The sequence below is a fragment of the Lapidilactobacillus salsurivasis genome (assembly GCF_054785215.1).
Genome location: NZ_BAAABI010000003.1, coordinates 196737 through 221713, shown reverse-complemented (window position 1 = coordinate 221713; position 24977 = coordinate 196737). Strand labels below are relative to the sequence as shown.

Below are 24977 nucleotides of genomic sequence, written 5' to 3'. Positions count from 1 at the left end.
CAAATGCGTGGTTCCCCATCAATTAGCCATAGCTTGCCAGCCGGCGTGAGTGCTCAAACGACTATTATAACGTTTAGCGGCTGGAGCGGAGCGATTCGGGGTGAGATCGCCGTGAAATGGTTGAGAGTGCGAGCTGACCTGGGCAGCTTCTGAGCACTAGCCTAGCAACTATTTTGGAGGCTGGACTTTGCCTCCGGAATAGTTGCGTAGCTAAGCGGAAGAAGCTAGGTCAGCGAACACGTTTAGTGGCTATGCCACTTAGGACAAGGCCTGATTTTAAGACTCGCGGTTTTTGCGAGGCTTAAAACAGCGCCCACAGCGAGCTCACCCCGAATCGCGCAGCGCAAGCTGCGGACATCATACTTTACTCATTCTGAAACGTGCTCACCGACCCAGCTCCCTGCGCTTAGCTACGCAATTGTTCCGGAAGCGAAGTGCGGCTTCCAAAACAATTGCTAGGCTAATGCTCAGGAGCTACCCGGGTCGGTTCGCACTCTATCGTTGTAGGTACCGTTTCAAGAACGTCTGTGTCCGTGGTTTTTGCGGTCGTGTGAAGATCTCCTCGGCGGAGCCCTCCTCGGCGATGACGCCTTGATCCATGAAGACCACGTGATCAGAAATATCTCGAGCAAAAGCCATTTCATGCGTGACCAAAACCATGGTCAAGCCAGTGTGCGCCAGGGCCCGCATTGAATCGAGCACATCATCGACCATTTCCGGATCCAACGCCGAAGTTGGTTCATCGAACAGGAGTACTTCTGGACTCATCGAGACCGCGCGGGCGATCCCGATCCGTTGTTTTTGCCCGCCGGAAAGTTGACTCGGTTTGGCGTTGACATAAGGGGTCATGCCGACTTTCTCCAGTTGGGCCAGCGCCATTTCGCGGGCCGCTTCAGGGGTGCGGTTCAAAACGGTGGTTTGCCCGACCATGCAGTTTTGTAAAACGTTCAGGTTGTTGAAAAGGTTGAAAGATTGAAAGACCATGCCAACCTTGGCGCGGTAGGCGGTGATGTCAAACTTCGGCGCTAGGATATTTTCGCCGTGGAAGGTGATCTCGCCTTGGGTGGGTTGCTCCAACAAGTTGATGCAGCGCAACAAGGTGGATTTGCCTGAGCCGGAGGAGCCAATGATCGTGACGACTTCGCCGCGGCGAATCTGTAAATTAATGTCTTTCAGGACTTGGTGGTCGCCGAAAGATTTCTCTAAGTGGGTAACTGCTAGAATTTCGTCTGTCATGGGGAACCTCCTAATTGGTCAGGCTAGTTTTGGGATTAGTGACTTGGTTCTGATTGGCCATCAAATTGTAGTTTTGCGGGCCGTCCATTTTCCGTTCGACCCAGCGCAGGATCCGGGTGATCGTGAAGGTGAGGATCAAGTAGATTGCGGAAATGATCAGGTAGGTGTGGAAGAATTGGAAGTTCTGGCCGGCGATGGTCGAGCCTTGGAAGAACAATTCGGAAACGGAAATAACGCTGAGCACCGAAGTATCCTTGATGTTGATCACGAATTCGTTGGTCACCGCAGGCAGACTATTGCGGATCGCTTGGGGCAAAATAATTTTGTTCATGGTCTGCAAATGGGTCATGCCCAGCGCGTGGGCGGCTTCGAACTGACCGGAATCGACGGCGATGATGCCACCGCGCATGATCTCGGCCAAGTAAGCGCCGGTGTTGACGGAAACGATCACCAAAGCGGCGGCCAACCGATTCATATTCCAGCCAAACGCTTGCGCGGCGCCGTAATAAACGACGGCGGCCTGCACGATCATTGGCGTGCCGCGGAAAACTTCGATATAAACGGATAAGAGCCAGTCAACGAAACGCAGTAGACCGCGGCGCCAAGCGGAACCGCCCCGGGGGATCGTGCGCACGATCCCAACTAACAAGCCGATCACGAAGCCGACAATGGTGCCGACTAGGGAGATCAGTAAGGTGATCCCCGTCCCACTGGCCAACATGCCGCCATATTGTTTCAGTAAACTAACGACCCAATTGCCTTGAGATTTGGCCTGTGGTTGTTGCGCCACAGCGGCGGTCATCAATTGGTTGCGTTCTTTTTGCGAGATCTGGGCCAACGCGGCGTTGATCTTGAGTTTGTCCGGATCGTTTTTCCGCAGGCCAATGGCGAGGTCTGTGTCTTCGGGCTTGGTTTTGAAGCCTTGGGCGCCTTTGAACTCGACCATGGTCATATTGGGATTGGCGCCGGTGACGCTGATGCCTTCTGGTTTCTCGGAAATATAACCGTCGATGGTGCCGGATTCCAAAGCTACCCGCATCGCCGGAAAATCCTTCATCGCCGGCTCTTTGATCGCCCCTTTGATCTGGCTCAAGGCGGTGTAATGGTAGGTGTTCAACTGCCCGGTCAATTTGGCGCCGCTGAAGTCGCTGAGTTTGGTGGCCTGAGCGTATTTGCTGTCCTTGCGCACCACGATCACCAATTGTGAAGCGTAATACGTGTCGGAAAAGTCGATCGTCTTGCGCCGTTCCGCTGTGGGCGACATGCCGGCGATGATCGCGTCGATTTTGCCGGAGGTCAGGGCGGGCGCTAATCCGTCCCAACTGGTCTTGACCACGACTAATTTCTTGCCTAGGGCGTGGGCGACCTTCTTGGCCATTTGCACATCGTAACCGCCGGCGTAAGCTGAGGAACCGTCGATTTGGACCGCGCCGTTGCTGGCGTCCGTCTGAGTCCAGTTGAACGGCGGATAACCCGCCTCCATCCCGACCTTGAACGTATCTGAATTACTAGCGGCCTGACTGGCGTTGGCAGGTAAAGCCAACCAACCGACTAAAATCAAACCTAAAATGATCAACCCTTGACGCAAATGTTTCATGATGAACTCCTCCACATAAATGTGCTGCGCGCAACTGCTTTCTGCGCCGATACGCGATTTGTCACAGATTGTCTGCGCCAATCTGCAACAAATCGCTAGTCGTGCTCAAAAGCAACCCGTTGCGCTCCGCACTCTTTGACGTGCTGCGCGCAACTGACTTTTCCGCTTAGCTACGCAAGGCTTCCGGAAGCGAAGTGCGGCTTCCAAAATCCTTGCTAGGCTAATGCTCAAAGTCAACCCGTTGCGCTCCGCACTCTTTTGATTAAGAGCCAACAAAAAGACCTTTACTGAAATCAAATTCAATAAAGGTCTTGACCATAATTTATCCCTGAATGACCACTCGCGGTTGCCCGGCGAATCATCCCAAAATCATAGCGCTCCTCAAGCTTCAACGAAAACGCTGAAGTTCGAGACAGTCCAACAGCTCTTAACTGTTGGCCCAACCTGATTCGCGGCCAAACGGGAATCAGATTTCGGCAATCCTCCTTAAGCTCGGTTCAACGTGTTTGGACACTCCCCGAGGTTGGTGATTCATGCGACCTCTATTTGCTTTGCGGCATATTAACTTAGTTGCTATCATACCTGTTATTCGCGGCGCTGTCAAGGGGAAGCTGCTTTGTTTTTTCTGGCCAATGATGCTGATAAAAATAGTTTGGCCGCAGCTTGCGTTGCGCGGGGCGTTGGTGGTCAACGGATATGGAGGGGCTCCAGGTCGGGCTGGGGGTGGTGGAACGCGGCGGGCGTCACTTTGAGCTTTGCGAAACCCGCGCGAATCTCAAAGCTGAGCCTTATTCTAAGCGGCACAGCCGCTAAGAATAACGACACGGCGATCTCACCCCGATTCGCTCCACTCCACCTGCTCACGGTATTTTATTCATTTAAGCACTCCCGCCGACTGGCAAGCTGTGTCCGGTTGATTTGGAGCCGCGCAGGTGACGGCCATGGTTAGTGGTCACAATTATTTGTGCTGACTCACCCCAGGTCGGGCTGGGGGCAATCTGCTCACCCTTCGAAAATGGAGCAAAATGTTCAGCTTACTAGGAGATTCAGGTCGTTAATGGCCTGGACAAAACTGATGGAAAGATTATTTTTAGTAAGTTGATAATTTTCAACATTTTTTTCTAAAAATGAGGTAAACTATAACTAATAAGCGTTTTCATTAGTTCCGGGTATTGGCCGGAGATCCTATTTGCGTCTGTTTACCATCGTCATTGCCAAAGATCCGCCAGAATAATCACTGTCTTGCCTTTATATAAGAAATGTATATGCTATAATGATGATAATGAAGAGAGTGCGGAGCGCAACGGGTTGACTGCGAGCATTAGCCTAACTCTTGTTTTGGAAGCTGAACTTGGCTTCCGGAACAAGAGCGTAGCTAAGCACAGCAGTCAGTTGCGCGCAACACGTTTACAAAGAGAGCGTGAGCCGATCTGGGTAGCTCCGGAGCATTAGCCTAGCTAAGCACAGGGAGCTGGGTCGGAGAACACGTTTTAAAAATTAGGAACGTGATAAGATGAATATCGATAAATTTATTGCGACCCGTAAAGCGATGGGATTCTCTCAACAAGAGCTTTGCGACGGCGTTTGCACCCAGGCGACGTTGAGCCGCTTGGAAAGTAATGGCCAAGTGCCCACGATCAAAATATTGATTCAATTGTGTCGGCGGTTACATCTGAGCTTGGATGATTTGTTTCCGAAGTTCGGCGTGCCTGAAAGTCAACTCAACCAACAATTGGACGCGACCGAATTCAAGCTGGTGACCAGTGAATATCGCGAAGCCCAAGCGCTGCTCGAGAAGATCAACGGCTCCGATCTGACTGACGAGCGCCAACGTTGGCGGTATCTCTATCTGCGCGGATATTTGTCAACTTTGTTGGATCACCCGATCACCGATTCGATTTTCGATTTCAATCAGATTTTAATGGCGAAAAGTCAAGCGCCGCTGATTTATAACTTGTTGGCGTACACTGGCTGCGGGATCGCCTACGCGCGGCACGACCAGCTGGATAAGGCCGAGTTCTACTTCAATAAGGTGTTCGACCAAATCTATCAATGTACGATCGAAACCACCAAAGATGTTTGGCGGGTGCTGAATATCGTTTACAACACGGGCCGTTTCTACAGCCAAAGTGGCCATAATTACGAGATCGGCAACGAGTTGCTCAACTATGCCCTGACGATCTGCGCGAATAACCATGTGACTTATTACGTGGCGAAAGTCGAGTATCAGCTGGCCTTGAATGGGCTGGCGTTGAAGGCGGATCCGGCGGAGATCATCGAGCATATTCACGATTCCCGCGCCTTTGCCCGAATCAATCGCAACCATATCATGTTGGCGCAACTGGACCAACTCCAAGCGCGTCTCGACAACCAAACCAGCGATGAGGCCGCCGCTTCCGGTCAGAACTAACCAAGCTCGGCCACGCGGTCAGCGCCGGCGGTAGCGGCGCCAGCAAGTTTGGTCTCAGACCGGGCCGGGCGTCGCGCCACTAATTGGACAGCTCAAAAAACGTGTTTCACCACACATTGGTGGGAAACACGTTTTTTATTAGCCGTTAATAGGCTGGAGTGGCTGCTTATTTGGGTTGGAACCAGAATTAGCGCCAGCTGGGGTGACTGTTTTTTGCGAAAACAATGCTTATCTTTTCAGAAGATTTACATGATTCCGATGGTGATGCCCCCAACCATGACCAGTGCTAGACCAATCAGGGTGAAAGTCAACTCTTTCTTGGTTTTGTGCTCGTGGAGGAAGAGAATCCCGCCGATCGTCGAGATGACCACACTCATTTGCGTTAAAGCGAAACCGGTGGCGACACCATTGCGGCGCGCGGAGACGATATAGAAGAGCGCGGCCAAGGCGAAGAAGAAGCCAGACGCCAGGTTGCGCCAAGTCGCGCCTTCAGTGAAGTAATTCTTGGCGGTTGGCGTGCGGTGAGTTCGGTACAAGGCGAAGATCGTCGCCATTAAGGCCATCCCGATTCCCTGCGGCAAGAAACCAGCCCAAGGATCCGCGCCCACCAATTGTGGGAAAATATTGTAACCAAGGTAGCCCATGGTGGAAACGATGAAAGTGATGATCAACGAGGCGGTGCTGTAACGCTTCTCAGTCCCAGCTTGGCTTTTGGAACGGATCGTGGTGAAATACATCCCGAAAATAATGCCAATGATCGCCAATGTGCCAATGATTTTCATGGAAGTCGCCGCCCATTCGCCGAAGACCAACACGCCGATCAAAGCGGTGCCGATAATCTGCAAGCCAGTGGAAATCGGCATGGCTTTGGACACCGTCATCTTCTGGAACAGCTGGTATTGCAACATTTGGCCGGTCGCCCAGCAAGCGCCTGACAGCATGCCCATCAAGAGCAGTTGCCAAGAGATCTGTGGTTGACTGATCACGTAGATCACAATCGCGGTGATCAAAGTCGCGTAGGTCGTGCCCATGATTTGATTGATATGGTCGCCGCCAGCCTTGGTCGCAATCAACGGCATGATGCCCCAACCAATTGCTGGGATCAGTCCAATGAGAAGATTCATTTACTTACTCGCCCCTTTATGATTTTCAGATTTTTTCATTGTAACTTATTTATGGTGAAAGAATCAATGAAAAGATTGAATAAAAATGACGAAAACGGCGCAGTAAATATCAAAAAGATTCTGAAAGCCACCTGTGTCAAGCTAAAACTTACTTTTGGAAAGTGACACAGATCTGGCAAACTGTTGGGGCAATGGCTTGGATTTTTCGGCCCCAGTCAACTCGCCAACGGTTCGCCGCTGGGCTACGCGCCAGAAAAACGACCAGCCCCGGTGGTGTGAATCGGTTGAAAGCGGGCGAATCCCGCTGGCTGTGTTATAATTATTGAAACATAACTGCCACCGATTGAAGTTCGCCACTTGATTTTGGCGGGGTCAGTCGGGTCAGGCAGACTCTTAGGTCCGAATCGGCGAAACGCTGAGGGCGGACTAGATAAATTTTCAGAAAAGGAAGTGCTTTGATGTCAAGATTTGTTCGTTCGAAGTGGGCGCAATTCTTAGTCATGCTGGTAGCTTTGGAAATCATTGCCATCAGTATCAATATGTTCTACGCGCCCCACAATATCGCTTCTGGCGGCGCCACCGGGATCGGGATCCTGCTGGAAGCGGCCTTTGGATTCAATCTGTCATTGGTTGTTTTGATCATCAATATTTTCATGTTGATCCTGGCGTGGATTTTCTTAAGCAAGCAAACCGTTTTGAAAATCGCCCTGGGCAGTTTCATTTTGCCTGTTTGTTTGGCGTTGACCCCGCAGATCAAATTGATCAAAGACCCACTCTTGACCGTGATCGTGGGCGCGTCGATTTTCGCGGTGGGCATCTCAATGCTCTACCAAATCGACGCTTCCAGTGGCGGAACCACAGTGCCACCACTGATCATCAAGAAATATTGGGGGCTGAAAACATCCACCTCCTTACTGCTGATCGACGGGGTGATCTGCCTGCTGAACGTGTTCGTCGCCGGCTTCGAAGTGATGGTCCTGGCGGTCACGTCGCAGATCCTGACCACGATCGTGATGAATTTCATTGAAACAGGCTTCGATCGCAAGAAAGTCATTTACATTATGAGCGATGCGGATCTGAATAAGATCAAAGGCAAGCTGGGTTTGCTGGGGAAGGCGCTCACGATTTTCAACGTGACGGGCGGCTACACCGGGCACGACAAAGAAATGTTAATGGTCATCGTGGAAAATCCCGATTACCACCAACTCCTTGGTCTGGTTCATGAGATCGACCCCAGCGCGTTTGTATTGGTGATGGACGCCGCCGAAGCTCGCGGTGGCATTTGGAACGGTGGCGACCAATACCTGACCCAGATCCCCAGTGAGAAACGCTCGGAAGTTTTAGAGAAATTCAACGCGGACGAACGTTGAGCTCCGGCGCGTCACTCAGCCACGGGCCAGCCGCCAGTAACAGTCACACCAAATGAATGACCTACTAAGTAAGTGGGAATGCCTAGACAGGGGTATTCCCACTTACTTTTTAGCACTCAGATATTCAGAGTGCTAAATTCTTGAAACCAACCAAAAAGTGATTATAATGGGTTTTGAAGGTTGAAGAAAGGAAGTAAAGAATTATGGCAAATGACTTAATGAATAACCGTCGTAATGATTTATTTGGAGGTTTCAATGATTGGTTTAATGATGACCGTTTCTTTAACAATCTCGGGCGTGCGTTCTATGGCATGTCCGAACCGAACGATTTAAAGACGGATATCAAGGAAACCAAGCATGATTATCAAGTGACTGTTGATCTTCCTGGTTTGGATAAGAAAGATATCGAAGTGCGTTATGACAACGATATTTTGACGATCAGCGGCAAGAAGGACAGTTTCACGGATGACGCCGACAAAGATGGCAACACCTTGATGAGCGAGCGGAGTTACGGCAGTTTCTCACGGCAATATCGCTTGCCTAAGATCAAGGCGGACGCGATCTCAGGTCACTATGAAAATGGTGTTTTGAAGATTACCTTGCCTAAGGAAAACAAAGAAATCAGTAGCGATCACCAAATCAAGATCGACTAATGAGTTTCACACTGGCAGATAAGTAAAAGCGATGGCGAACTGGCATAATAATGTCGGTTTTCCATCGCTTTTTTTGAAAGTATAAGATGATGCCCGCAGCTTGCGCTGCGAAATTCGGGGTGAGCTCGCTGTGGGCGTCACTTTGAGCTTCGCAAAGCCCGCGAATCTCAAAGCTGAGCCTTATTCTAAGCGGCAAAGCCGCTAAGAATAACGACACGGCGATCTCACCCCGAATTTCTCCGCTCCAGCCGCTCAACGTTATAACAGCCGTTTGAGCACTCACGCCAATTGGCAAGCTATGGCCAATTGAGGGGGATCCACGAAATTGACGGTCGTGGTTAGTGGTCAAAATCTTTAAATTGGTGACACCAGTATAGTCTGTCTGATGAACTAGGACATGATCTTGATGAATCAGCTGAATCGATCGATTTCACTCAAAGATTATTCAGGGAACTGGTAAAGATGTTCGACCAACGCAACCTGTACCAACCAACTAGTTCAAATCCGTTGGCATTGCCGTACCACAAAAAAAGTGTGATGGGTTTTGACCACCACACTTGCAAAAACACTTTTTCAGATATCCAACTTTGATTGCAGATAGGCTCAATTCTGCCTAGCAACCGCCTCAGGACGTGTGGCTCAGCGGTGAGATTATTCTTAGCGATTTATCAATTAGAATAAGGCTCGATTTGAAGACAAGCCGCTGGGCTTGCGGATTGGCTTCAAACGATGCCCACTGCGTTCCAGCCACGACAAACGTCCTGAGGCGGTTGCGTCACCACCAAACCCAGCAGATCCGCAACACCCACCTACATCAGCAATCAGGAGCGCAATATAACTCAGTGCTTTTCCGAAGCGCCCGAAACACCATCAACTGCCGGCTTGGCAGGCGTGGCAGCCTTTTCCGAGGCGCCGGAAACGCCGTCGACTGCTGGTTTAGTTGGGCCGGATTTCTCCGAGGCGCCACTGACCGCGTCCACATCGCCAACGAGTTTCTGGCCAGTTTGTTGCAAATACCAGTCGATGATTGGTTGAATGTCCAGAACGTATTCGTTGAGCCCTTTGTAGGCGCCGGTTTCATCATGTAGCGCTTGATAATTGTGGACGACGAACTTGTCCGGTCCGTGGGTGGGCACGTGCATTCGAATCACGTCTTGTTTGCCGTGGCGCAGTTGCTGGATGACCCATTCCACGTTTTTCCGCGCTCGTTCTGGGTGGCAATTGATCAAGGGATTACCAGGTTGAGTGGGGTTGCGGCTGGCCAACATTTTCTCGCCGGTATCCGGTTGTTGATTGTAGTAGAGGAATTGGTTGTTGCTGTCGGCGAAAGTGAGTTCCATGGGCATTGAGGCCAGGAAATAATTCAGTTGGTCGACGGTCAAGATCCCCCGATTCAAGCGAACATAAGTCTTGCCATCAACGGCGTGGGCAACTTCGGAAGCTTGTTCGACCCAATCCGGCGCGGATTTATCGACGCCTTGAATGGTTGTGTCGATCGTGCCGGTGGCCTTCAAGTCCTCTGGTGGCAACACTTCAGCCTCTGGTTGATTCAAAAATTCGGTCATTTTAATGAAGCGTTGAAACTTTTGTAAGCAGGTGCCCAAGAATGAAATTGTTTTCGGATCTTTCAAATCGCCATGATCGTCGAAGGCTTCTTTGACATTTCCGAGCAGAAATTCGTTGCCAGGGAAAGCCAAGGCGTTAACGCCAGGCGCGTCCAAAATCTGACGCAAATGCAGTTGCGCGCGGGATGAACCTTGGGTGAAATAAGAGGCGCCAATGATCATCACCGGCTTGCCGTCCAGGGGATGGATCTTGTAGGAAAGCCATTCCAGCGCGCTTTTCAGACTGGCGTTGATCGTGTGATTGTGCTCAGGTGTGGCGATGATAACACCGTCCGCTTCCTCGATCACTTGGACCAATTCTTGGACGGGCGCGCTATTGGTTTGGTCGTCATCCTGATTGAACATGGGCAGATCTTTGATTTCGGCTAAGTTGAAGTCGAAATCCGCGCCAAAGTGGCGACCGATAAATTGCAATAACAGCCGATTATAGGAAAAATCAGCGCTTGAACCAACAATACCAACTATTTTCATCTTTTTTCGCTCCTTATAAATGTGTTCGCAACCCCAGTACTTTCCGCTTAGCTAGACTAATGCTCGAAGTCAACCCGTTGCGCTCCGCACTCTAGTTTGAAACGTGCTGCGCGCAACTGACTTTTCCGCTTAGCTACGCGATGTCTCCGGAAGCAAAGGACGCTTCCAAAGCCACCGCTAGGCTAATGCTCGAAGTCAACCCGTTGCGCTCCGCACTCTATTTATCTTCCCAAGAAAAATTTGCTGCTTCTTTGGCGTTGCTTTCATGGGCGTGGTTCAGTTGCTTGGTGATTTTCACAAAAGTCAAAAAGTCCTTGAAAAGGCCTTCCAATTGGTTACATTGCTCGCGATCCAGGAGCTCACCATCTGGCGAGAAACCAGCTAGCGAGTGACCCAGCAAGAACTCGGAACTCGGCATGATCCGCGCCTTCAGTTCTGGCGAGTCGAGGATCTGGCGCAAATGGGCTTGGGCGCGGGAAGAACCTAGCGCGCCGTAAGAAGCGCCGGTGATCATCACCGGTTTGTCGACGAATGGGTGCACGCCGTAAGATAGCCATTGGAGCGCGTTCATCAAGGCTGCCGGTACCGAATGGTCATATTCTGGGGTGCTGATGATCACGCCATCGGCCGCGTTGATCTTGTCAACGATGACTTGGGCTGCCGCTGGGATCTGCTTGTGATCAGGATCGGGCTTGTTGAATATAGGCAATCCTTTGATTTCGACCAGCTCGATCGTGGCCTGATCGGCGAAATGCTTTTGCATAAATTGTAACAGTTGACGATTCGTGGAGTGGCTGGAGTTGGTCCCCACTAAACCAATAAACTTATCCATTCAAAAACGTCCCTTCTTTTCAGTTTGAACGCAGTGTGACCGCTTTCATGCGTATAGTTTAACATATCTGTCTCAGTCGTGCACAACCTTTTTTAGAGAAAATGTCCCTGTAAACCGGCGGAGGCTTGCCAATGACCATCTCGAAAGACCAGAATCCCTTCGATCCGCGGTTCGGCGGCGATCTGGGCGAGGATCTCGTTGGCGTCATGACCGAATAAGCGGGAGGTCCAAATCTCGCCCGTAACCGATTTTTCAGAAAAAATCGTCAGGCTGGCCAGGTCGGTGACCAAGGGATAGCCGGTGCGCGAGTCGAAAATATGATGATAACTGTGACCGTCGCGCTCCAAGTGGCGCTCATAAATGCCTGAAGTCACCACCGAACCCGCTGGTAATTTCAACGCGGTCAGGTAATCGCCGCGGGGGCTGCGGGGATCTTGAATGCCAATTCGCCACAAATGGTCGGCGTGGGCCAAAGCGGGACCCCAAGTGACCAGGTTGCCGCCTAAGTTGACCAAGGCGGACTGGACGTGGCGCGCTTGGAGGTGGGCGATCACCAAATCGGCGCTGTAGCCCTTGGCCAGCGCGCCTAAATCAAGGGCCATCCCCACTTGAGGTAAGTAAACTTCCTGCGTCGCGGGATTCAGCTGGATCTGGCGCGGATCGATCAACGGCAAACAGGCGGCGATCTCGGCGGCGCTGGGCACCCGGGCGTCACTAAAGCCGATCCGCCAAGTTTGCACCAGCGGATCAATGGCGATATTCAAATGACTGGCCGGCGCGCAACTGTGCGTTTTGCCAAGTTCGATCAGCGCGAACAATTGGGGGTGGACCTTGACCGGATGCCGACCAGCGGCGTGGTTGACCGCCATCAACTCCGAATCGGCGGCGTTAGCGCTAAAGCGATGCTCCGCCACCTGCAACAAAGTGGCGCACTCCGCCAGAATCGGCTCAGGATCGGCGTCCACCTGAATATCCAAGGTGATCACCGTCCCCATTAAATGCAATTCTCGTTGTCCCCGCGCCATTTCTGATCGCTCCTTTACCAAAAGCGCTTGATCAAGCAAGCGTTTTTTACTGATTTCACCATAGCATATCGCCGCTGCGTTGCGGAACTTTTTTGGCAAAAAAGTCTGGATCGTCACTGGTGCGATGGCCGACTAGGAGGCGCAAAAGCGGTGTCTAGGGCGCTTGCCTTGCTGGCGCGTGACCTAAACCGCTGTTTTCTTGCTGAGCTGACGTGCCGAAAATGACAGGTTTAGAAGGCTGTCCTATCATTTTCCTAACAAAAATCGCTTGTTTCTTGAAATCATAAGATGTTAGAAGACAAACAAATGAATCAACCGTGAAAAAAAGTCCCCCAATTTTCCAATCCAATTGAAAATGGATGAAAATTAGAGGACTTTTAACTAGTCGGTGCGCTAATATCAGATTTAATTTTGATCTGTTGGTGCTTTGGCCGCGGATGTCGTGCCGGCCGGCAGCTGGTGGTGCAGCCACGTCATGAAGAGGTCGGGCCAGACGGTGACTTCCGGCTGAACGCTGGTGTCGCGGTGGGAACTGGCCGTTTCCGCCGTGGCCAAACTCAAGCCGTGGTGACCTTCTGGGAAAATGTGTAATTCAAAAGGAACTTGGTTGGCCCGCAAACTTTTCGCGAACAACAAGGCGTTTTCCATCGGGACCACATCGTCGGTAAACGTGGACCACAAGAATGTTTTCGGCGTAGCGGCGCTGACGTGATGTTCCAGCGAGACTTCCGCCCGCGCTTCCGTTTCATGTTTGCGCTCGCCCAACAACGCCGCGATCGAGCCTTCGTGGCAATATTTGCCAGCCGTGATCACGGGATAGGACAGCAGTAGGCCATTAGGTTGAATCTGCGCCGCCGTGAAGCCAAAGTCGGCAATAGCTTCTGATCCCAATAAACGCCTAAACTAGCGGCGACATGAGCTCCCGCCGAGAACCCAGCGGCGATGATCCGCTGGGGATCAACGTGCCAAGCCGCGGCGTTGGCCCGCACCGTCGCCAGCGCTTGCGCCATTTCCAATAAGGCCACCGGAAAACGCGCCGGCGCCACCGAATACCGCAAAATAAACGCCTGAACACCAGCGGCCGCGAAATGAATCGCCACCGGCTCCGCCTCCCGATCGGATAGAAATTCGTAACCACCACCAGGACAGATGATCACCGCGGGCCGTTGTCGTTGCGGATCGATCTCCGGTGAATTGTCCAGCACGTAGCCGGTCAGCGTGGCTGTGTCCGACAGTGGTGTGGTCAATGTTTGTTGAATCAGTTCCATGATATGTTTCCCCCCTGAGTGCAAAAAACTTGCGATAACAATGTTTCCGTTTTCATTATACGACCAAATGGCCTTGGGTTGGTAATTAGGCGCTTGATTGCAGGTGTGGTGGGGTTTGGATGGGGACGCAACCGCCTCAGGACGTTTGTCGTGGCTGGAACGCGGTGGGCATCGTTTGAAGCCAATCCGCAAGCCCAGCGGCTTGTCTTCAAATCGAGCCTTGTCCTAAGCGACAAAGCCGCCAAGGACAATTTCACCGCTGAGCCACACGTCCTGAGGCGGTTGCTAGGCAGAATTGAGCCTATCTGCAATCATGGCGAAGGATTTGACGAAGCGCTTTTGCAAGTGTGGTGGTCAAACAATTGCCCTTTTGGTGATGGTACGGCAATGCCAACTGATTCCAGAAGCTTATGCGTTGTTATTGAACCTATGCTTAATTGCGGGCGTGAGCGCAACCGGCTGGGACTGCTGTTGCGGACTGGAACGTGGTGGGCACTGTTTTGAGCCAATCCGCAAAAAGCGCGGCTTGTCTCAAAATCAGGCCTTGTCCTAAGCGGCAAAGCCGCCAAGGACAATTTCACCACTGAGCCGCGCAGTCCCAGCCGGTTGCTAGGCAGAATTGAGCCTACCTGCAATCGAAGTTGTGTATCTGACGAAGCGCTTTTGCAAGCTAGAGGTCAAACCAATTGCCCATTTTTTGGGTGGTACGGCAATGCCAACTGATTCAGATTAGAAGGTTGGTACAGTTTACATCGATTGAACATCTTTAACCGCTCGATGAACACTCCACGGGTGGAAACCGACCGACTCAGCTGATTCATCAAGATCAAGTCCTAGTTCATCAGACAGGCTGCACTGGGGTTACCAATTTAAAGCTGGTGACCACTAACCACGGTCGTCAAGTGCGTGGCCCCTCATCAATTGACCATATCTTGTTAACTGCCGTGAGTGCTCAAGCGACTGTTATAACGTTGAGCGGCTGGAGCGGAGAAATTCGGGGTGAGATCGCCGTGTCGTTATTCTTAGCGGCTTTGCCGCTTAGAATAAGGCTCAGCTTTGAGATTTTCGGCGCCCTTCCGAAAAGCTCAAAGTGACGCCCACAGCGAGCTCACCCCGAATTTCGCAGCGCAAGCCGCGGCCAAGCTACTTTTGCCAGTCAGTGTAGCGAGCTCACTTCGTCACGCGCAGCGCAGGCTGCGCACAATCTACTTTCAACCAGCACCAGCAATCCCAGCAAAAGACGGTGATTTTTGCTATAATCAAGGGTAGAAGACAGTGGGAACAGCGAGAAAAAGGGGCTAGGTTGTGGAATTTCTAGGACAGATCACGATTATTTTGGTAACAACATTATTGGTAGGCTATTTGTGCAATCGAATCGGCATTCCCGCCGTACTAGGCGAGTTGATCGCCGGAGTCTTGGTCGGCCCGGCCGTTTTGAGTTGGGTCAAACCGACCAACTTTCTCCATCAAATGGCCGAGATCGGCGTGATTTTGCTGATGTTTGCGGCGGGATGCGAAAGTGATCTCGTCTTGTTGCGGAAATACTTCAAGCCCAGCATGTTGGCCGCTATTTTGGGCGCGGTTTTGCCGATCGTAACGATCTGGCCCTTAGCGCAATTATTTGGCATGTCCAGCCAGCATGCCCTGTTTCTGGGGGTGGTGTTCGCGGCGACGTCGGTGTCGATCTCGGTGGTGGTGATGCAGGAGCTGAACTTCACCAAGAATCGCGAGGCCAGCACGATCTTAGGCGCGGCGGTGGTTGACGATATTTTAGCGGTGATTATTTTAAGCTTGATGATGTCATTTCTCGGCGAGGAGAAAATGTCGACGCCGGCGATGCTGGGGCATTTCGCCTTGCAGATCGGTTATTTCGTTGGGATCTTCGTGGTGATCAAATGGGTCACGCCGATCGTCTTCAGCGTGGCGCGGCGGTTACAGATCCAATACGCCAGTACCGTGGTTTCACTGATCATCGCCTTTGGTTTGGCCTATCTAGCGGAAGTTGTGGGCTTGAGCGATGTGGTCGGCGCTTTTTTTGCCGGGGTGGCGGTCAGTCGCACCGACTTTCGCGAGGAAATCAGTCGTTCCGTTGACACCTTGGGCAACAGTCTGTTCATGCCGATCTTTTTCGTTAATATTGGCTTGAGTATGACTTTCGACAGCTTCGTTCCGCAGATCGGCTTCATTCTGGTGCTGACTGTGGTGGCAATCGTCACTAAGCTGATCGGTTGCGGGGGCGCCGTGAAATTGTTGGGCTTCGACTGGAACAGCGCGCTGATCGTCGGTTCGGGGATGGTTTCGCGCGGGGAAATGGCGCTGATCATCGCCCAGATCGGCTTGACCAACCACCTCATGTCCACCGCCCATTATTCCGCGGTGATCGCGGCGATTATTCTGACGACCTTGTTGGCGCCACTGTTTCTGAAAATGGCGATCGGGCACAAAGCGGCGGTAGCCTAGTCGTAGCATCGCAGAATCATGGCAGTAGCGGGACACAATGATCCAGCGGCAGGCGGCTTGCGCCAGCCACTTGGTCAGGAAATCAGTCAGGGTAAAACAGCTTATTTGGGAAGATGAGGCAAGCGTGAATATGGTCCCAGTAAGGGAAAGGAGTCGGCGTTACAAGTGAAAAATGTTAGAAAATGGGTACTGGCAGGCGTTCTTGCCGGTCTTTTTGGTGGGAGTATCGCGGTCGATCAGGTCCAGTCGAGGTCCGTTCAAGCGGCGCTGGTGCTGCAACCGGCGCGCTCGGTTGAGACGGTGGTCGATCATTCGAGCGCGGGTCTCAATGTGTATACGGAACAAAAGGGGCAGTTGGTTTTTAGCGGTCGGCACTTGGCCGCGGGGACGACTTGGCAAGTCTTTGGTCACACGACAATTCAGGAAACGCGTTACGCCAATCTTGGTGGGACTCAATGGGTCGAAGCGAAATACTTGCGGCCGCAGCAACCCCAATTAAAGCGGGATCGGCGCCTGATCCAGATTCATTACGTTCCCGGTTACGGTGTTAATCTGTGGCGCTTGACGGCAACAGGTCAGCTGGTGGGAACTGGACGGCGGCTGCGCCATGGCACGCGTTGGCGTAGTTTGGGGACGGCGCAAATCAATGGGCAAACCTTCTATAATCTCGGGGGAAATCAGTGGATCGCGCACCAGTATGGCTGGATCACTAATCTTGATGGTCAGGGGCGCATTGGGCGTCCGACTTATTTGAAGGGCGTGTTGCTCGTCAATAAGTTGAATGGGATCGGGCAGCGGTTTGGCGGCAGTAATCCCACGGCGAATGCGGCGCTGTGGAAGTTGCAGCAGGCGGCCCGAGCGGCGGGTCACGCCATGCCGCGCATCTCCGGTTATCGTTCTTACGGTTATCAGGTCAAGTTATATCGTGATTATGTTGCGACGGATGGCATTGCCGCTGCCGACCAATACTCTGCGCGTCCGGGCTTTTCCGAGCATCAAACGGGATTGGCTTTTGACATTGGCACGACTGATCTTGAAGCGAGCTACGGCAAAACCGCCGCCGGTCGTTGGTTGGCCCAAAACTGCGCCACCTATGGCTTCATCATTCGTTTCCCACAAGGAAAGGAAGGATTGACGGGCTACACCTATGAACCGTGGCATGTTCGTTATGTGGGCGTCGCCGCCGCGCAACAGATCAAGGCGCAAGGACTGTCGCTGGAGGAGTATTTAGGCGCCGAGTCGGCCCAAAACTAAATGAAGCAAGGTTCTGAAAAGCCCAGGCAAGTTGCCTGGGCTTTTTTTGTCCGGGGCAAAATCAAATTGGCAGCCGGAATAAAAATAATGCTTGATTTACAGATGAAAACGCTATACAATGATTGTCGAAACGTTTCGAAAGCAAAATCTTAACCACCCCCTAATCAGGGGTCGTTGGGGTAATCAGTTGGAATATAGGCGGTATTGGCTGATAAATGCTTTTTGAAACGAAGAAATAATGATCGATTGTGACCTAAGAAACGTTTCTACGATAATAGCGTCAATTAAAGAGAGGAAGCTAGTAAATATGACAAGTGAACGTGTTTCAAAGTTGCTGCAAGAGATGACCACGGAAGAGAAAATCGGGCAATTATTGCAATTAAGTGCCGATTTCTTTGAGGGAAGCCAGGCGGTGATCACGGGACCGATGCGTGAACATGATCTGACGTTGGCAACTGTTTATACAGCTGGTTCTGTTTTAGGCATTTCCGGGGCGGAGCGAGTTCATCAGATCCAGGCCGACTATTTGGCGAAAAGTCGTTTGAAGATTCCGCTATTGTTCATGGCGGATATCGTTCATGGGTTTCAAACGATCTTTCCAATTCCATTAGGGATGGCCGCGAGTTTTGATCCCGAAGCAGTCAAGCTGGCTTCCGAAGTGGCGGCACGTGAATCCGCAGTCAGTGGGCTGCACGTGACTTTTGCGCCGATGGTCGATTTGGTTAGGGATCCACGCTGGGGTCGAGTGATGGAGTCAACCGGTGAAGATCCGTATTTGAATAGTGTGTTGGCAAAGGCGAGTGTTGACGGGTTCCAAGGTGATCTTGACGTTGAGCACATCGCTGCCTGTGTTAAGCATTTTGCTGCTTATGGCGCTCCTGAGGCAGGTCGAGAATACAACACGGTAGATCTGTCCGAATGGCGGTTCCGTGAACAATATTTACCAGCTTATTCCGCGGCGATCGCGGCGCAAGCTAAGTTAGTCATGACATCGTTCAATACGCTTTTCGGGGTGCCAGCTACGGCGAACCAACACTTGTTCCGTGATATTCTGCGGGACGAATTGGCCTTCAAAGGGGTTGTGATCTCGGACTGGGATGCGATCGGTGAGTTGATCAATCATGGCGTTGCCGGTAATTTACAAGCCGCGGCTGATCAGGCATTGGCTGCTGGTGTGGATATTGATATGATGAGCTTCGCCTATGCCAAATACTTGCAAAAGGCGGCTAACCTTGATGAGTCAACACGTCAGTTGATCGATGAGTCAACGGCGCGGATCTTGGAATTAAAGGAGAGCTTGGGCTTATTCACCGATCCCTATCGACAAGTGACGCCCGAGCGTGAACAGGCCGAGTTGAAGTCGGTCCAGAATCTGAACGCCGCGCAACAAGTAGCCGAAGAAAGTATTGTTTTATTGAAGAACGAGCGGGCGATCTTACCATTGGCCCGCGACCAAAAATTGGCCTTGATCGGACCAGTCGCCAATACTGGCGATCTGTTGGGGAGTTGGTCTTGGCAAGGAGATCAGCATCAGACCCCGTCGATTTATACGGCGATGGCCGAGAAATTCCCCCAAGTGAGCTATGCATCGGGGTGCGCTTATCATCAGCTCAATCACCGTGAGTTTGACCAAGCCCTGAGTACGGCCCGCCAGGCAGATAAAATCATTGCGGTGCTCGGTCTGCCTAGTTCAGAAAGTGGTGAGGCCACCAGTATGACGGATATTCGCTTGCCACAAGAACAATTGACCTTACTGCAAGCATTGGCGAAATTAGGCAAACCGATCATTAGCGTGGTGGTCACAGGACGTCCTTTGGATTTGACGCTCGTTGATGACTTATCTGCAGCGGTTGTTTTGGCCTGGTTCCCAGGTAGTCGGGGCGCGGCTGCATTGACGAATATTCTCAGCGGTGCGGTCAATCCTAGTGGCAAGTTACCGATGACCTTCCCACGCTCGGTTGGGCAAGTGCCGATCTACTATAACCAATTCAATACCGGCCGCCCACTTAGCCATACGGAAAATGACCGTGAAAACAAGTATTTATCGAAGTACATTGATGAAGCCAACAGTCCCTTGTATCCTTTTGGGTTTGGCTTGAGTTATGCTGAGATCAAGGCCCAACCGATCAGCGCGACCCAACAAGGGCGATCGATTCAGTTGAAGGTCGAACTTGAGAATACGGCTGCACTTGCAGGGAAGACGGTGGTTCAATGTTATTTACATCAACCTGTTGCGACCACGGTCCAGCCAGTTCAGCGGTTAGTCGCTTTCAGCAAAGTGCTCGTTCCTAGCAAGCAAAAGGTCGAACTCACCTTGACGGTTGCTCCTGAAGAGCTGACTTATTTGGATGCGGCGCTGAAACGTCAAACTTTCACCGGGGAACTGAAATTCCTGATCGGCCTTGACTCTCAGCATACCAAGGCAATCAGTGTTGCCTACCAGAACGATTAACGGAGGTCTGTCATGCCAGATTTAGTAAACGGAACTACAAGGATCCAAATCTTAAAGAATGGCGCCATCGGTAAAATCATGGACGACCAAGTCATGGTCGATCAAGTCGCAGGTAATGCGTTGGATGGCGGCTTAATGAATGTCTATTTACGGATTCGCCAAGGGGAGACGTGGTTGTTTCAGCCATTATTAGGCCCGGATGCCAAGAGCACGGTCAAGTTTGACGCCACGACTGCCGTTTGGTCAGGAACATTTCAAACGCTGCACTATCAGCTGCAACTCGATGTCTGCCAGGGTCACTGGTTTTGGCAGGCCAAGGTTGCTGATCCAGAGGGGTTGGCGTTCGATCTGACTTACGTGCAGGACTTGGGGATGGGGACGGAAGGCTATGTTACCAGTAATGAGGCTTATGCGGCCCAATACTTGGATCACTTCGTTGTCCAGTCAGGTGACCAAATCACGATCGGGTCACGGCAAAACCAGGATCAAAATGGACGGCATCCCTATATTCAACAGGGGTCATTCTCGGGGTTGGCCAGCTTCTCAACGGATGGCAATCAGTTCTTCGGGACCCACTCCCGGCTTGATTCGGTGCCACAAGCCATGCAAACACACCAGTTGGCCAATCAGAAGATCCAATATGAATCCGGTGTGATTGCGTTGCGGACGCCGCTGCAGACCACGGATGGTGAAGTGGTTTTCTATGCGGCAGTCTGTCAGGATCAGCCTGATAATAATCAAACGCTGCTGATCGATTCTCAAGAATTAGCACGGGAATTTGAGCAAGTTCAGCAACGGGGTCATCAGTTGCAAGCCTTGATGCCGACCAAACGTCGCTTAAAGTTGGGTACGGTTATCGCGGGGCAGCCTTTAAGCGCAGCCGAGCTTGAACGCCGGTTCCCACAACGGTGCCAAGTTGAAATGAAACAGGGGCAAGTACAGTCGTTCTTTACGCCCACGGCTGAACACGTGGTTTTGCAAAGCAAGGAATTGGAACAAGAACGACCGACGGGTAATATCGTAATGGCGGAAACCGCGATCGTCCCCGGGAAACCGGTACTGGCAACAACTCAATTCATGGCGGGGGTCTTTGAATCGCACGTTGTGTTTGGCAACACCAATACGCAGATGCTTACGACACATACACGTGACAGCCTTAACCTGCTCAAGGTGACGGGAACACGGATCTATCTGAGTGCGCCAGGTGAAACGACCTATCATCTGCTGGGGGTACCGTCTGCTTATGTGATGAGCTATAACGGCGGTGATTGGATCTATCAATTGGCAGATGATGTGATCGAGATCAGTGATGACGCGGAAGCCACGGCGCCACAATTGACTTTACGTTTCCGCTCGCAACAAGGGCGGAAATATCGAGTTCTGGTGACGACACAATTAAGCCAGCCAACCTTGGGCCAGACACCGATCGTGACCCGTGACCAGCAAACGTTACAGATCATGCCTGAATTGACCACTTTGATGGCGCAACGGAACCCGCAACTCGGGTATCAGATCGATTATCAACAAAACGATGCTCAAGCCTTAGTGCTTGGCGATGAAGGCTTGATTTTTGAAGCGGGGACCTTTGAACCCACTGACCAACTCGTCGCCCATTATCAAGAGACCTCTGCTTTTGTGATCAAGACAGGTTTGGTCGGTCATGAAATCAAGAACTGTGACCTAGCACAAGTGCGCCGGCAACATCAGCAAGCGATCGAAACACTCTTACACGGCATTGAATTGGCAACACCTAATCCTGAAAAACAGGCTTTGGTTGAGCAAACCAATTTAGTTTTACGTTGGTTTGCCCACGATGCCCTGGTCCATTTACTCTCCCCCCACGGCTTGGAACAGTATGGCGGTGCGGCTTGGGGAACGCGTGATGTTTCTCAGGGACCGGTTGAACTATTTACGGCAACTGGCCGCTTGGATTTGGTGCGGGCAATCATCTTGAAATTATACCAACACCAATTTGTTGAAGATGGCAATTGGCCGCAGTGGTTTATGTACGACGAATATGCTGATATGTTTGCGGATGAAAGTCATGGCGACATTATTGTCTGGCCGTTAAAAGTGGTTGTGGACTATCTGAAGCTGACTCAAGATGACGAGCTATTGAATGTCCAACTACCCTATATGAGCCGCACCACCAAGCAGGCCACCGCGCAAACGGCGTCACTGCGCGAGCACATTATTAAGCAATTGACCTATCTCAAGACGCATTTTCTACCTGGGACTTATATTTCTGGTTATGGCGATGGCGACTGGGATGACACCTTGCAACCGGCCAATGCGACCTTGAAACAAGGCATGGCCAGCACTTGGACGATGGAACTGACCATCGAAACGATGCGATTGGCGGAACAGGTTTTCGCTAACGATGCGCTGATTGATCAGGTAGCAGGTCTGGCAGCCAAAATGTCGCGTGATTTCCAGAAGTATTTCATGACCGATGATACTTTACCAGGCTTCATTTATTTAGATCAGGATCAGCATGTGCGTCAAATCATTCATCCGAATGACCACCAAACCGGGATTGATTATCGTCTGCTGCCCCTATCTCAAGGCGTTCTCAGCCAGATCTTAACGGGAACCGCGGCGGATGAGGCCCTGGCACTGATCAAGGAGCATCTGCTCTTCCCTGATGGGGTCCGCTTGATGAACAAGCCGTCAACCTATCACGGCGGCGTCAGCGAGACATTCAAGCGAGCCGAACAAGCCGCGAATTTCGGTCGGGAAATCGGCTTGCTGTATGTGCACGCCCATATTCGTTATGCCAATGCCATTGCGGATCATGGTGATCAAGCCCAAGCGTGGCACCTATTGCAACTCGTTAATCCGATCAACTTGCAACAACGGGTCAGCAATGCTGAAACGCGGCAAAGCAACGTTTACTTCTCCAGTTCCGATGCTGACTTCGCGGATCGTTATACCGCGCAACGAGACTTTGACCAGCTAAGAACGCAACAAGTCGGCGTGAAAGGCGGTTGGCGCTTATACAGTAGTGGCCCTGGCATCTATATCGGGACGCTCTTGCGTAGTGTTTTCCGGCTCACCGACGTAGAAACGTTTAAACGAGTTGAAGAAGGGCTATCTCTGCCGTTTGATCCCGAAATCAAAATAACAAACCGCTAGTCTTTAAAACGCTACGAGGCGAATTCGTGGCGCTAACTGTTGGTAAATCAGGGATTTGTTTTTGATTATTATTTCTTGGTCAGAACAAATTAATAAAATGTTCAAGAAAACGGTTGCAAGAAGACGGGTGCTGTGCTACTATTTCCTAGTAGAAACGTTTCACCAAAATGAGAGGATCATTTTGAGAGAGGAGGAAAATTTATATGATTGCTCTGAATCGTATGAATTGATTGTAGATGAACACATTAAAAAGGCTCTATAAACAAAGACAATTACAATTGATGGTTTTACCGGGCATCATCTTCATGATTATCTTTAACTATATTCCGATCTATGGGATCATCACCGCGTTCAAGCGTTATACGATCGTTGATAGTATGAGCTCGGCGCCGTGGGTGGGGTTAGAGAACTTCAAACTGATCGTGCAGGATTCGTTCTTCTGGGAATCCGTGCGTAATACCTTGGCAATCAGCTTGATGAAATTATTCTTAGGGTTCGCCATTCCGATTTTCTTGGCTATTATGATTTTTGAAGTTAAGAATATGCGTTTTAAGAAGATCGTCCAAACGATTTCTTATATCCCTCACTTTTTCTCTTGGATCGTATTGGGTGGGATGTTGATCTCTTGGTTGTCAACGGACGGATTCTTCAACCAAACATTGATGGCGTTAGGGTTGATGCATAAGGGCAATAACCATTTGCTTGATCCTAGTCAGTATTGGTGGATCGCCGTCTTATCTGACCTCTGGAAGGAAGTTGGCTGGGGCACGATCCTGTATCTTGCCGGCATGTCACGGATCGACCCAACGTTGTATGAAGCAGCGCGGATGGATGGCGCGACTAAGATGACACAAATCACGCGGATCACGATTCCGCTATTGGCACCGATCATTTCTCTGAACTTGATTTTGAATGTCAGCGGTTTGCTGGGTTCCAACTTGGATCAAACCTTGGTCCTGATGAACTCACAGAACCAATCCCACGCGGAAGTGATCAACTCGTTTGTTTATCGCATGGGGTTGACTCAAGGCGACTTCTCATACGCGACCGCGGTTGGGTTAGGCATCTCGATCGTTTCAGTCATTTTATTGGTGATCACAGATCGAATCACACGCAAGCTTAATGATGGTCATTCCATCATTGTTTAGGAGGGGAACTTAATGGAGTTAAAAAAGAAACCCAGGAGTGAAGGGTATTGGTTTTACTTTTTTAATACGATAATTCTGATTCTCTTCTCCTTATTGATCGTGGTTCCGATTTGGAACATCTTAGTTTCATCGGTATCGTCCAATGCAGGTCTGGCCAGTGGTGGGTTGATGCTCTGGCCGAAGGATTTCACTTTTCAAAACTATACCAAGGTTTTCTCGGACAGTAGTATTCCTAAAGCCTTTGGGATCTCGATCCTGAAAACGGTGATCGGGGCAGGGACCCATACGGTCTTCTGCGCGATCGTTGCTTACGCGTTAAGTAAATCGCGCTTGATCGGTCGGAAATTTTACACGACAATGGGCGTGATCACCATGTACTTTGGTGGTGGGATGATCCCGACTTACCTGTTGATCAAATCATTGGGCTTGCTGGATACGTTCTGGGTCTACATCATTCCTGCACTGTTTAGCTATTATGACTGTGTGATCCTCATGAACTTCTTTAGAGAAATTCCTGCTTCATTGGAAGAATCAGCTAAGATCGATGGGGCATCAGAATGGAAGATTTTCGCTGATATCTATTTACCGCTGACAAAACCAGCATTGGCCACGATCATTCTATTCAACGGTGTTGGTCAGTGGAACGACTTTATGACCACAAAGCTATATATTACGAAGCAATACCTTTATCCGTTACAAATGAAAATCTACGAGATCATCGTTCAGTCCAACTTGAGTAGTATGACGCAAAGTGGGAGTACAGACGTGATCTTCAAGGCGACGACCCGTGGCGTTCAACTGGCGACGATCGTCATCACAACAGTGCCGATCCTGATTATTTATCCTTTATTACAGAAGCACTTCATCGCTGGCATGATGGAAGGCGCGGTCAAGGAATAACGAGCATCTTCAACTTG

24 protein-coding genes and 1 riboswitch are annotated in these 24977 nt (G+C 50.9%); of the genes, 13 read left to right on the top strand and 11 right to left on the bottom strand.

Annotated features, from left to right (window positions below):
* Positions 1–3 precede the first annotated feature (3 nt).
* On the top strand, positions 4–153 hold the full coding sequence (locus tag ACYVSB_RS05120; protein ID WP_164511138.1) for a hypothetical protein: 150 nt from the start codon (positions 4–6) through the stop codon (positions 151–153).
* A 342-nt stretch (positions 154–495) separates the two neighbouring features.
* Here the strand turns inward: ACYVSB_RS05120 and ACYVSB_RS05115 are convergent, their stop codons facing one another.
* The 3 genes from ACYVSB_RS05115 to ACYVSB_RS05105 all read right to left on the bottom strand — a co-directional run bounded on the left by ACYVSB_RS05115 (position 496) and on the right by ACYVSB_RS05105 (position 3697).
* Entirely contained in the window at positions 496–1236 is a 741-nt protein-coding gene (locus tag ACYVSB_RS05115; protein ID WP_461218673.1) for an amino acid ABC transporter ATP-binding protein, read from the bottom strand.
* Between the two features lie 10 nt (positions 1237–1246).
* Positions 1247–2833, bottom strand: a complete 1587-nt coding sequence (locus ACYVSB_RS05110; protein ID WP_461218672.1) for an ABC transporter permease subunit — start codon at positions 2831–2833, stop codon at positions 1247–1249.
* A 364-nt stretch (positions 2834–3197) separates the two neighbouring features.
* Positions 3198–3386, bottom strand: a riboswitch (Lysine riboswitch).
* A gap of 134 nt (positions 3387–3520) precedes the next feature.
* A complete protein-coding gene (locus ACYVSB_RS05105; RefSeq protein WP_164511139.1) occupies positions 3521–3697 on the bottom strand; it encodes a hypothetical protein in 177 nt (58 codons plus the stop codon).
* Between the two features lie 649 nt (positions 3698–4346).
* Here ACYVSB_RS05105 and ACYVSB_RS05100 point away from each other — a divergent pair.
* A complete protein-coding gene (locus ACYVSB_RS05100; RefSeq protein WP_125599313.1) occupies positions 4347–5243 on the top strand; it encodes a helix-turn-helix domain-containing protein in 897 nt (298 codons plus the stop codon).
* Positions 5244–5488: 245 nt separating this feature from the next.
* Here the strand turns inward: ACYVSB_RS05100 and ACYVSB_RS05095 are convergent, their stop codons facing one another.
* Positions 5489–6367 (bottom strand): GRP family sugar transporter, encoded by an 879-nt coding sequence (locus tag ACYVSB_RS05095; RefSeq protein ID WP_125599316.1) that lies wholly within the window; start codon positions 6365–6367, stop codon positions 5489–5491.
* A gap of 458 nt (positions 6368–6825) precedes the next feature.
* On the opposite strand from ACYVSB_RS05095, the gene ACYVSB_RS05090 reads away from it, so the two are divergent.
* Positions 6826–7737, top strand: a complete 912-nt coding sequence (locus tag ACYVSB_RS05090) for a YitT family protein (protein ID WP_461218671.1) — start codon at positions 6826–6828, stop codon at positions 7735–7737.
* 203 nt (positions 7738–7940) lie between these two features.
* Positions 7941–8390, top strand: coding sequence for an Hsp20/alpha crystallin family protein (locus ACYVSB_RS05085; protein WP_461218670.1), 450 nt, complete (start codon positions 7941–7943; stop codon positions 8388–8390).
* Here the strand turns inward: ACYVSB_RS05085 and ACYVSB_RS05080 are convergent.
* The 7 genes from ACYVSB_RS05080 to ACYVSB_RS05050 all read right to left on the bottom strand — a co-directional run bounded on the left by ACYVSB_RS05080 (position 8377) and on the right by ACYVSB_RS05050 (position 13611).
* Positions 8377–8739, bottom strand: a complete 363-nt coding sequence (locus ACYVSB_RS05080) for a hypothetical protein (protein WP_461218669.1) — start codon at positions 8737–8739, stop codon at positions 8377–8379. The genes ACYVSB_RS05085 and ACYVSB_RS05080 overlap by 14 nt on opposite strands.
* A gap of 276 nt (positions 8740–9015) precedes the next feature.
* Positions 9016–9141 (bottom strand): hypothetical protein, encoded by a 126-nt coding sequence (locus ACYVSB_RS05075; protein ID WP_461218668.1) that lies wholly within the window; start codon positions 9139–9141, stop codon positions 9016–9018.
* A gap of 88 nt (positions 9142–9229) precedes the next feature.
* Positions 9230–10486, bottom strand: coding sequence for an NAD(P)H-dependent oxidoreductase (locus tag ACYVSB_RS05070; RefSeq protein WP_461218667.1), 1257 nt, complete (start codon positions 10484–10486; stop codon positions 9230–9232).
* Between the two features lie 217 nt (positions 10487–10703).
* Complete coding sequence (locus tag ACYVSB_RS05065; RefSeq protein WP_461218666.1) at positions 10704–11318, bottom strand: NADPH-dependent FMN reductase; 615 nt, start codon at positions 11316–11318, stop codon at positions 10704–10706.
* A gap of 92 nt (positions 11319–11410) precedes the next feature.
* Positions 11411–12343, bottom strand: coding sequence for an FAD:protein FMN transferase (locus tag ACYVSB_RS05060; protein ID WP_461218665.1), 933 nt, complete (start codon positions 12341–12343; stop codon positions 11411–11413).
* A gap of 405 nt (positions 12344–12748) precedes the next feature.
* Positions 12749–13234: an alpha/beta hydrolase family protein gene (locus ACYVSB_RS05055; RefSeq protein ID WP_461218664.1), complete on the bottom strand. Its 486-nt coding sequence runs from the start codon at positions 13232–13234 to the stop codon at positions 12749–12751.
* Positions 13153–13611 carry an alpha/beta hydrolase gene (locus ACYVSB_RS05050; RefSeq protein ID WP_461218663.1) on the bottom strand — a complete coding sequence of 153 codons (459 nt, stop codon included), beginning with the start codon at positions 13609–13611 and terminating at the stop codon, positions 13153–13155. Before ACYVSB_RS05050 ends, ACYVSB_RS05055 begins: the two co-directional genes overlap by 82 nt.
* A gap of 150 nt (positions 13612–13761) precedes the next feature.
* Here ACYVSB_RS05050 and ACYVSB_RS05045 point away from each other — a divergent pair, with 150 nt between their 5' ends.
* The 9 genes from ACYVSB_RS05045 (at position 13762) to ACYVSB_RS05005 (ending at position 24960) form a co-directional block, all read left to right on the top strand.
* Positions 13762–14115 carry a hypothetical protein gene (locus ACYVSB_RS05045; protein ID WP_125599341.1) on the top strand — a complete coding sequence of 118 codons (354 nt, stop codon included), beginning with the start codon at positions 13762–13764 and terminating at the stop codon, positions 14113–14115.
* A gap of 374 nt (positions 14116–14489) precedes the next feature.
* Positions 14490–14705: a hypothetical protein gene (locus tag ACYVSB_RS05040; RefSeq protein WP_125599344.1), complete on the top strand. Its 216-nt coding sequence runs from the start codon at positions 14490–14492 to the stop codon at positions 14703–14705.
* A complete protein-coding gene (locus ACYVSB_RS05035; protein WP_461218662.1) occupies positions 14668–14880 on the top strand; it encodes a hypothetical protein in 213 nt (70 codons plus the stop codon). The genes ACYVSB_RS05040 and ACYVSB_RS05035 overlap by 38 nt, the downstream gene beginning before the upstream one ends.
* Before the next feature lie 36 nt (positions 14881–14916).
* Positions 14917–16071, top strand: a complete 1155-nt coding sequence (locus ACYVSB_RS05030) for a cation:proton antiporter (RefSeq protein ID WP_125599347.1) — start codon at positions 14917–14919, stop codon at positions 16069–16071.
* A gap of 165 nt (positions 16072–16236) precedes the next feature.
* A complete protein-coding gene (locus tag ACYVSB_RS05025; protein ID WP_125599350.1) occupies positions 16237–17325 on the top strand; it encodes a D-alanyl-D-alanine carboxypeptidase family protein in 1089 nt (362 codons plus the stop codon).
* Positions 17326–17632: 307 nt separating this feature from the next.
* Positions 17633–19777, top strand: a complete 2145-nt coding sequence (locus ACYVSB_RS05020) for a glycoside hydrolase family 3 N-terminal domain-containing protein (protein WP_125599353.1) — start codon at positions 17633–17635, stop codon at positions 19775–19777.
* A 12-nt stretch (positions 19778–19789) separates the two neighbouring features.
* Complete coding sequence (locus ACYVSB_RS05015; RefSeq protein ID WP_125599356.1) at positions 19790–22912, top strand: GH36-type glycosyl hydrolase domain-containing protein; 3123 nt, start codon at positions 19790–19792, stop codon at positions 22910–22912.
* 236 nt (positions 22913–23148) lie between these two features.
* Positions 23149–24060 carry an ABC transporter permease gene (locus ACYVSB_RS05010; protein ID WP_125599360.1) on the top strand — a complete coding sequence of 304 codons (912 nt, stop codon included), beginning with the start codon at positions 23149–23151 and terminating at the stop codon, positions 24058–24060.
* A gap of 12 nt (positions 24061–24072) precedes the next feature.
* On the top strand, positions 24073–24960 hold the full coding sequence (locus ACYVSB_RS05005; protein ID WP_125599363.1) for a carbohydrate ABC transporter permease: 888 nt from the start codon (positions 24073–24075) through the stop codon (positions 24958–24960).
* Positions 24961–24977: the final 17 nt, after the last annotated feature.

What these genes read in the sequence shown, in the direction of transcription:
- ACYVSB_RS05005 (WP_125599363.1), top strand. Translation starts at nt 24,073, where the DNA reads ATGGAGTTAAAAAAGAAACCCAGGAGTGAAGGGTATTGGTTTTACTTT.
- ACYVSB_RS05020 (WP_125599353.1), top strand. Translation starts at nt 17,633, where the DNA reads ATGACAAGTGAACGTGTTTCAAAGTTGCTGCAAGAGATGACCACGGAA.
- ACYVSB_RS05015 (WP_125599356.1), top strand. Translation starts at nt 19,790, where the DNA reads ATGCCAGATTTAGTAAACGGAACTACAAGGATCCAAATCTTAAAGAAT.
- ACYVSB_RS05050 (WP_461218663.1), bottom strand. Translation starts at nt 13,611, where the DNA reads ATGGAACTGATTCAACAAACATTGACCACACCACTGTCGGACACAGCC.
- ACYVSB_RS05065 (WP_461218666.1), bottom strand. Translation starts at nt 11,318, where the DNA reads ATGGATAAGTTTATTGGTTTAGTGGGGACCAACTCCAGCCACTCCACG.
- ACYVSB_RS05090 (WP_461218671.1), top strand. Translation starts at nt 6,826, where the DNA reads ATGTCAAGATTTGTTCGTTCGAAGTGGGCGCAATTCTTAGTCATGCTG.
- ACYVSB_RS05110 (WP_461218672.1), bottom strand. Translation starts at nt 2,833, where the DNA reads ATGAAACATTTGCGTCAAGGGTTGATCATTTTAGGTTTGATTTTAGTC.
- ACYVSB_RS05095 (WP_125599316.1), bottom strand. Translation starts at nt 6,367, where the DNA reads ATGAATCTTCTCATTGGACTGATCCCAGCAATTGGTTGGGGCATCATG.
- ACYVSB_RS05060 (WP_461218665.1), bottom strand. Translation starts at nt 12,343, where the DNA reads ATGGCGCGGGGACAACGAGAATTGCATTTAATGGGGACGGTGATCACC.
- ACYVSB_RS05120 (WP_164511138.1), top strand. Translation starts at nt 4, where the DNA reads ATGCGTGGTTCCCCATCAATTAGCCATAGCTTGCCAGCCGGCGTGAGT.
- ACYVSB_RS05070 (WP_461218667.1), bottom strand. Translation starts at nt 10,486, where the DNA reads ATGAAAATAGTTGGTATTGTTGGTTCAAGCGCTGATTTTTCCTATAAT.
- ACYVSB_RS05100 (WP_125599313.1), top strand. Translation starts at nt 4,347, where the DNA reads ATGAATATCGATAAATTTATTGCGACCCGTAAAGCGATGGGATTCTCT.
- ACYVSB_RS05010 (WP_125599360.1), top strand. Translation starts at nt 23,149, where the DNA reads ATGAACACATTAAAAAGGCTCTATAAACAAAGACAATTACAATTGATG.
- ACYVSB_RS05115 (WP_461218673.1), bottom strand. Translation starts at nt 1,236, where the DNA reads ATGACAGACGAAATTCTAGCAGTTACCCACTTAGAGAAATCTTTCGGC.
- ACYVSB_RS05085 (WP_461218670.1), top strand. Translation starts at nt 7,941, where the DNA reads ATGGCAAATGACTTAATGAATAACCGTCGTAATGATTTATTTGGAGGT.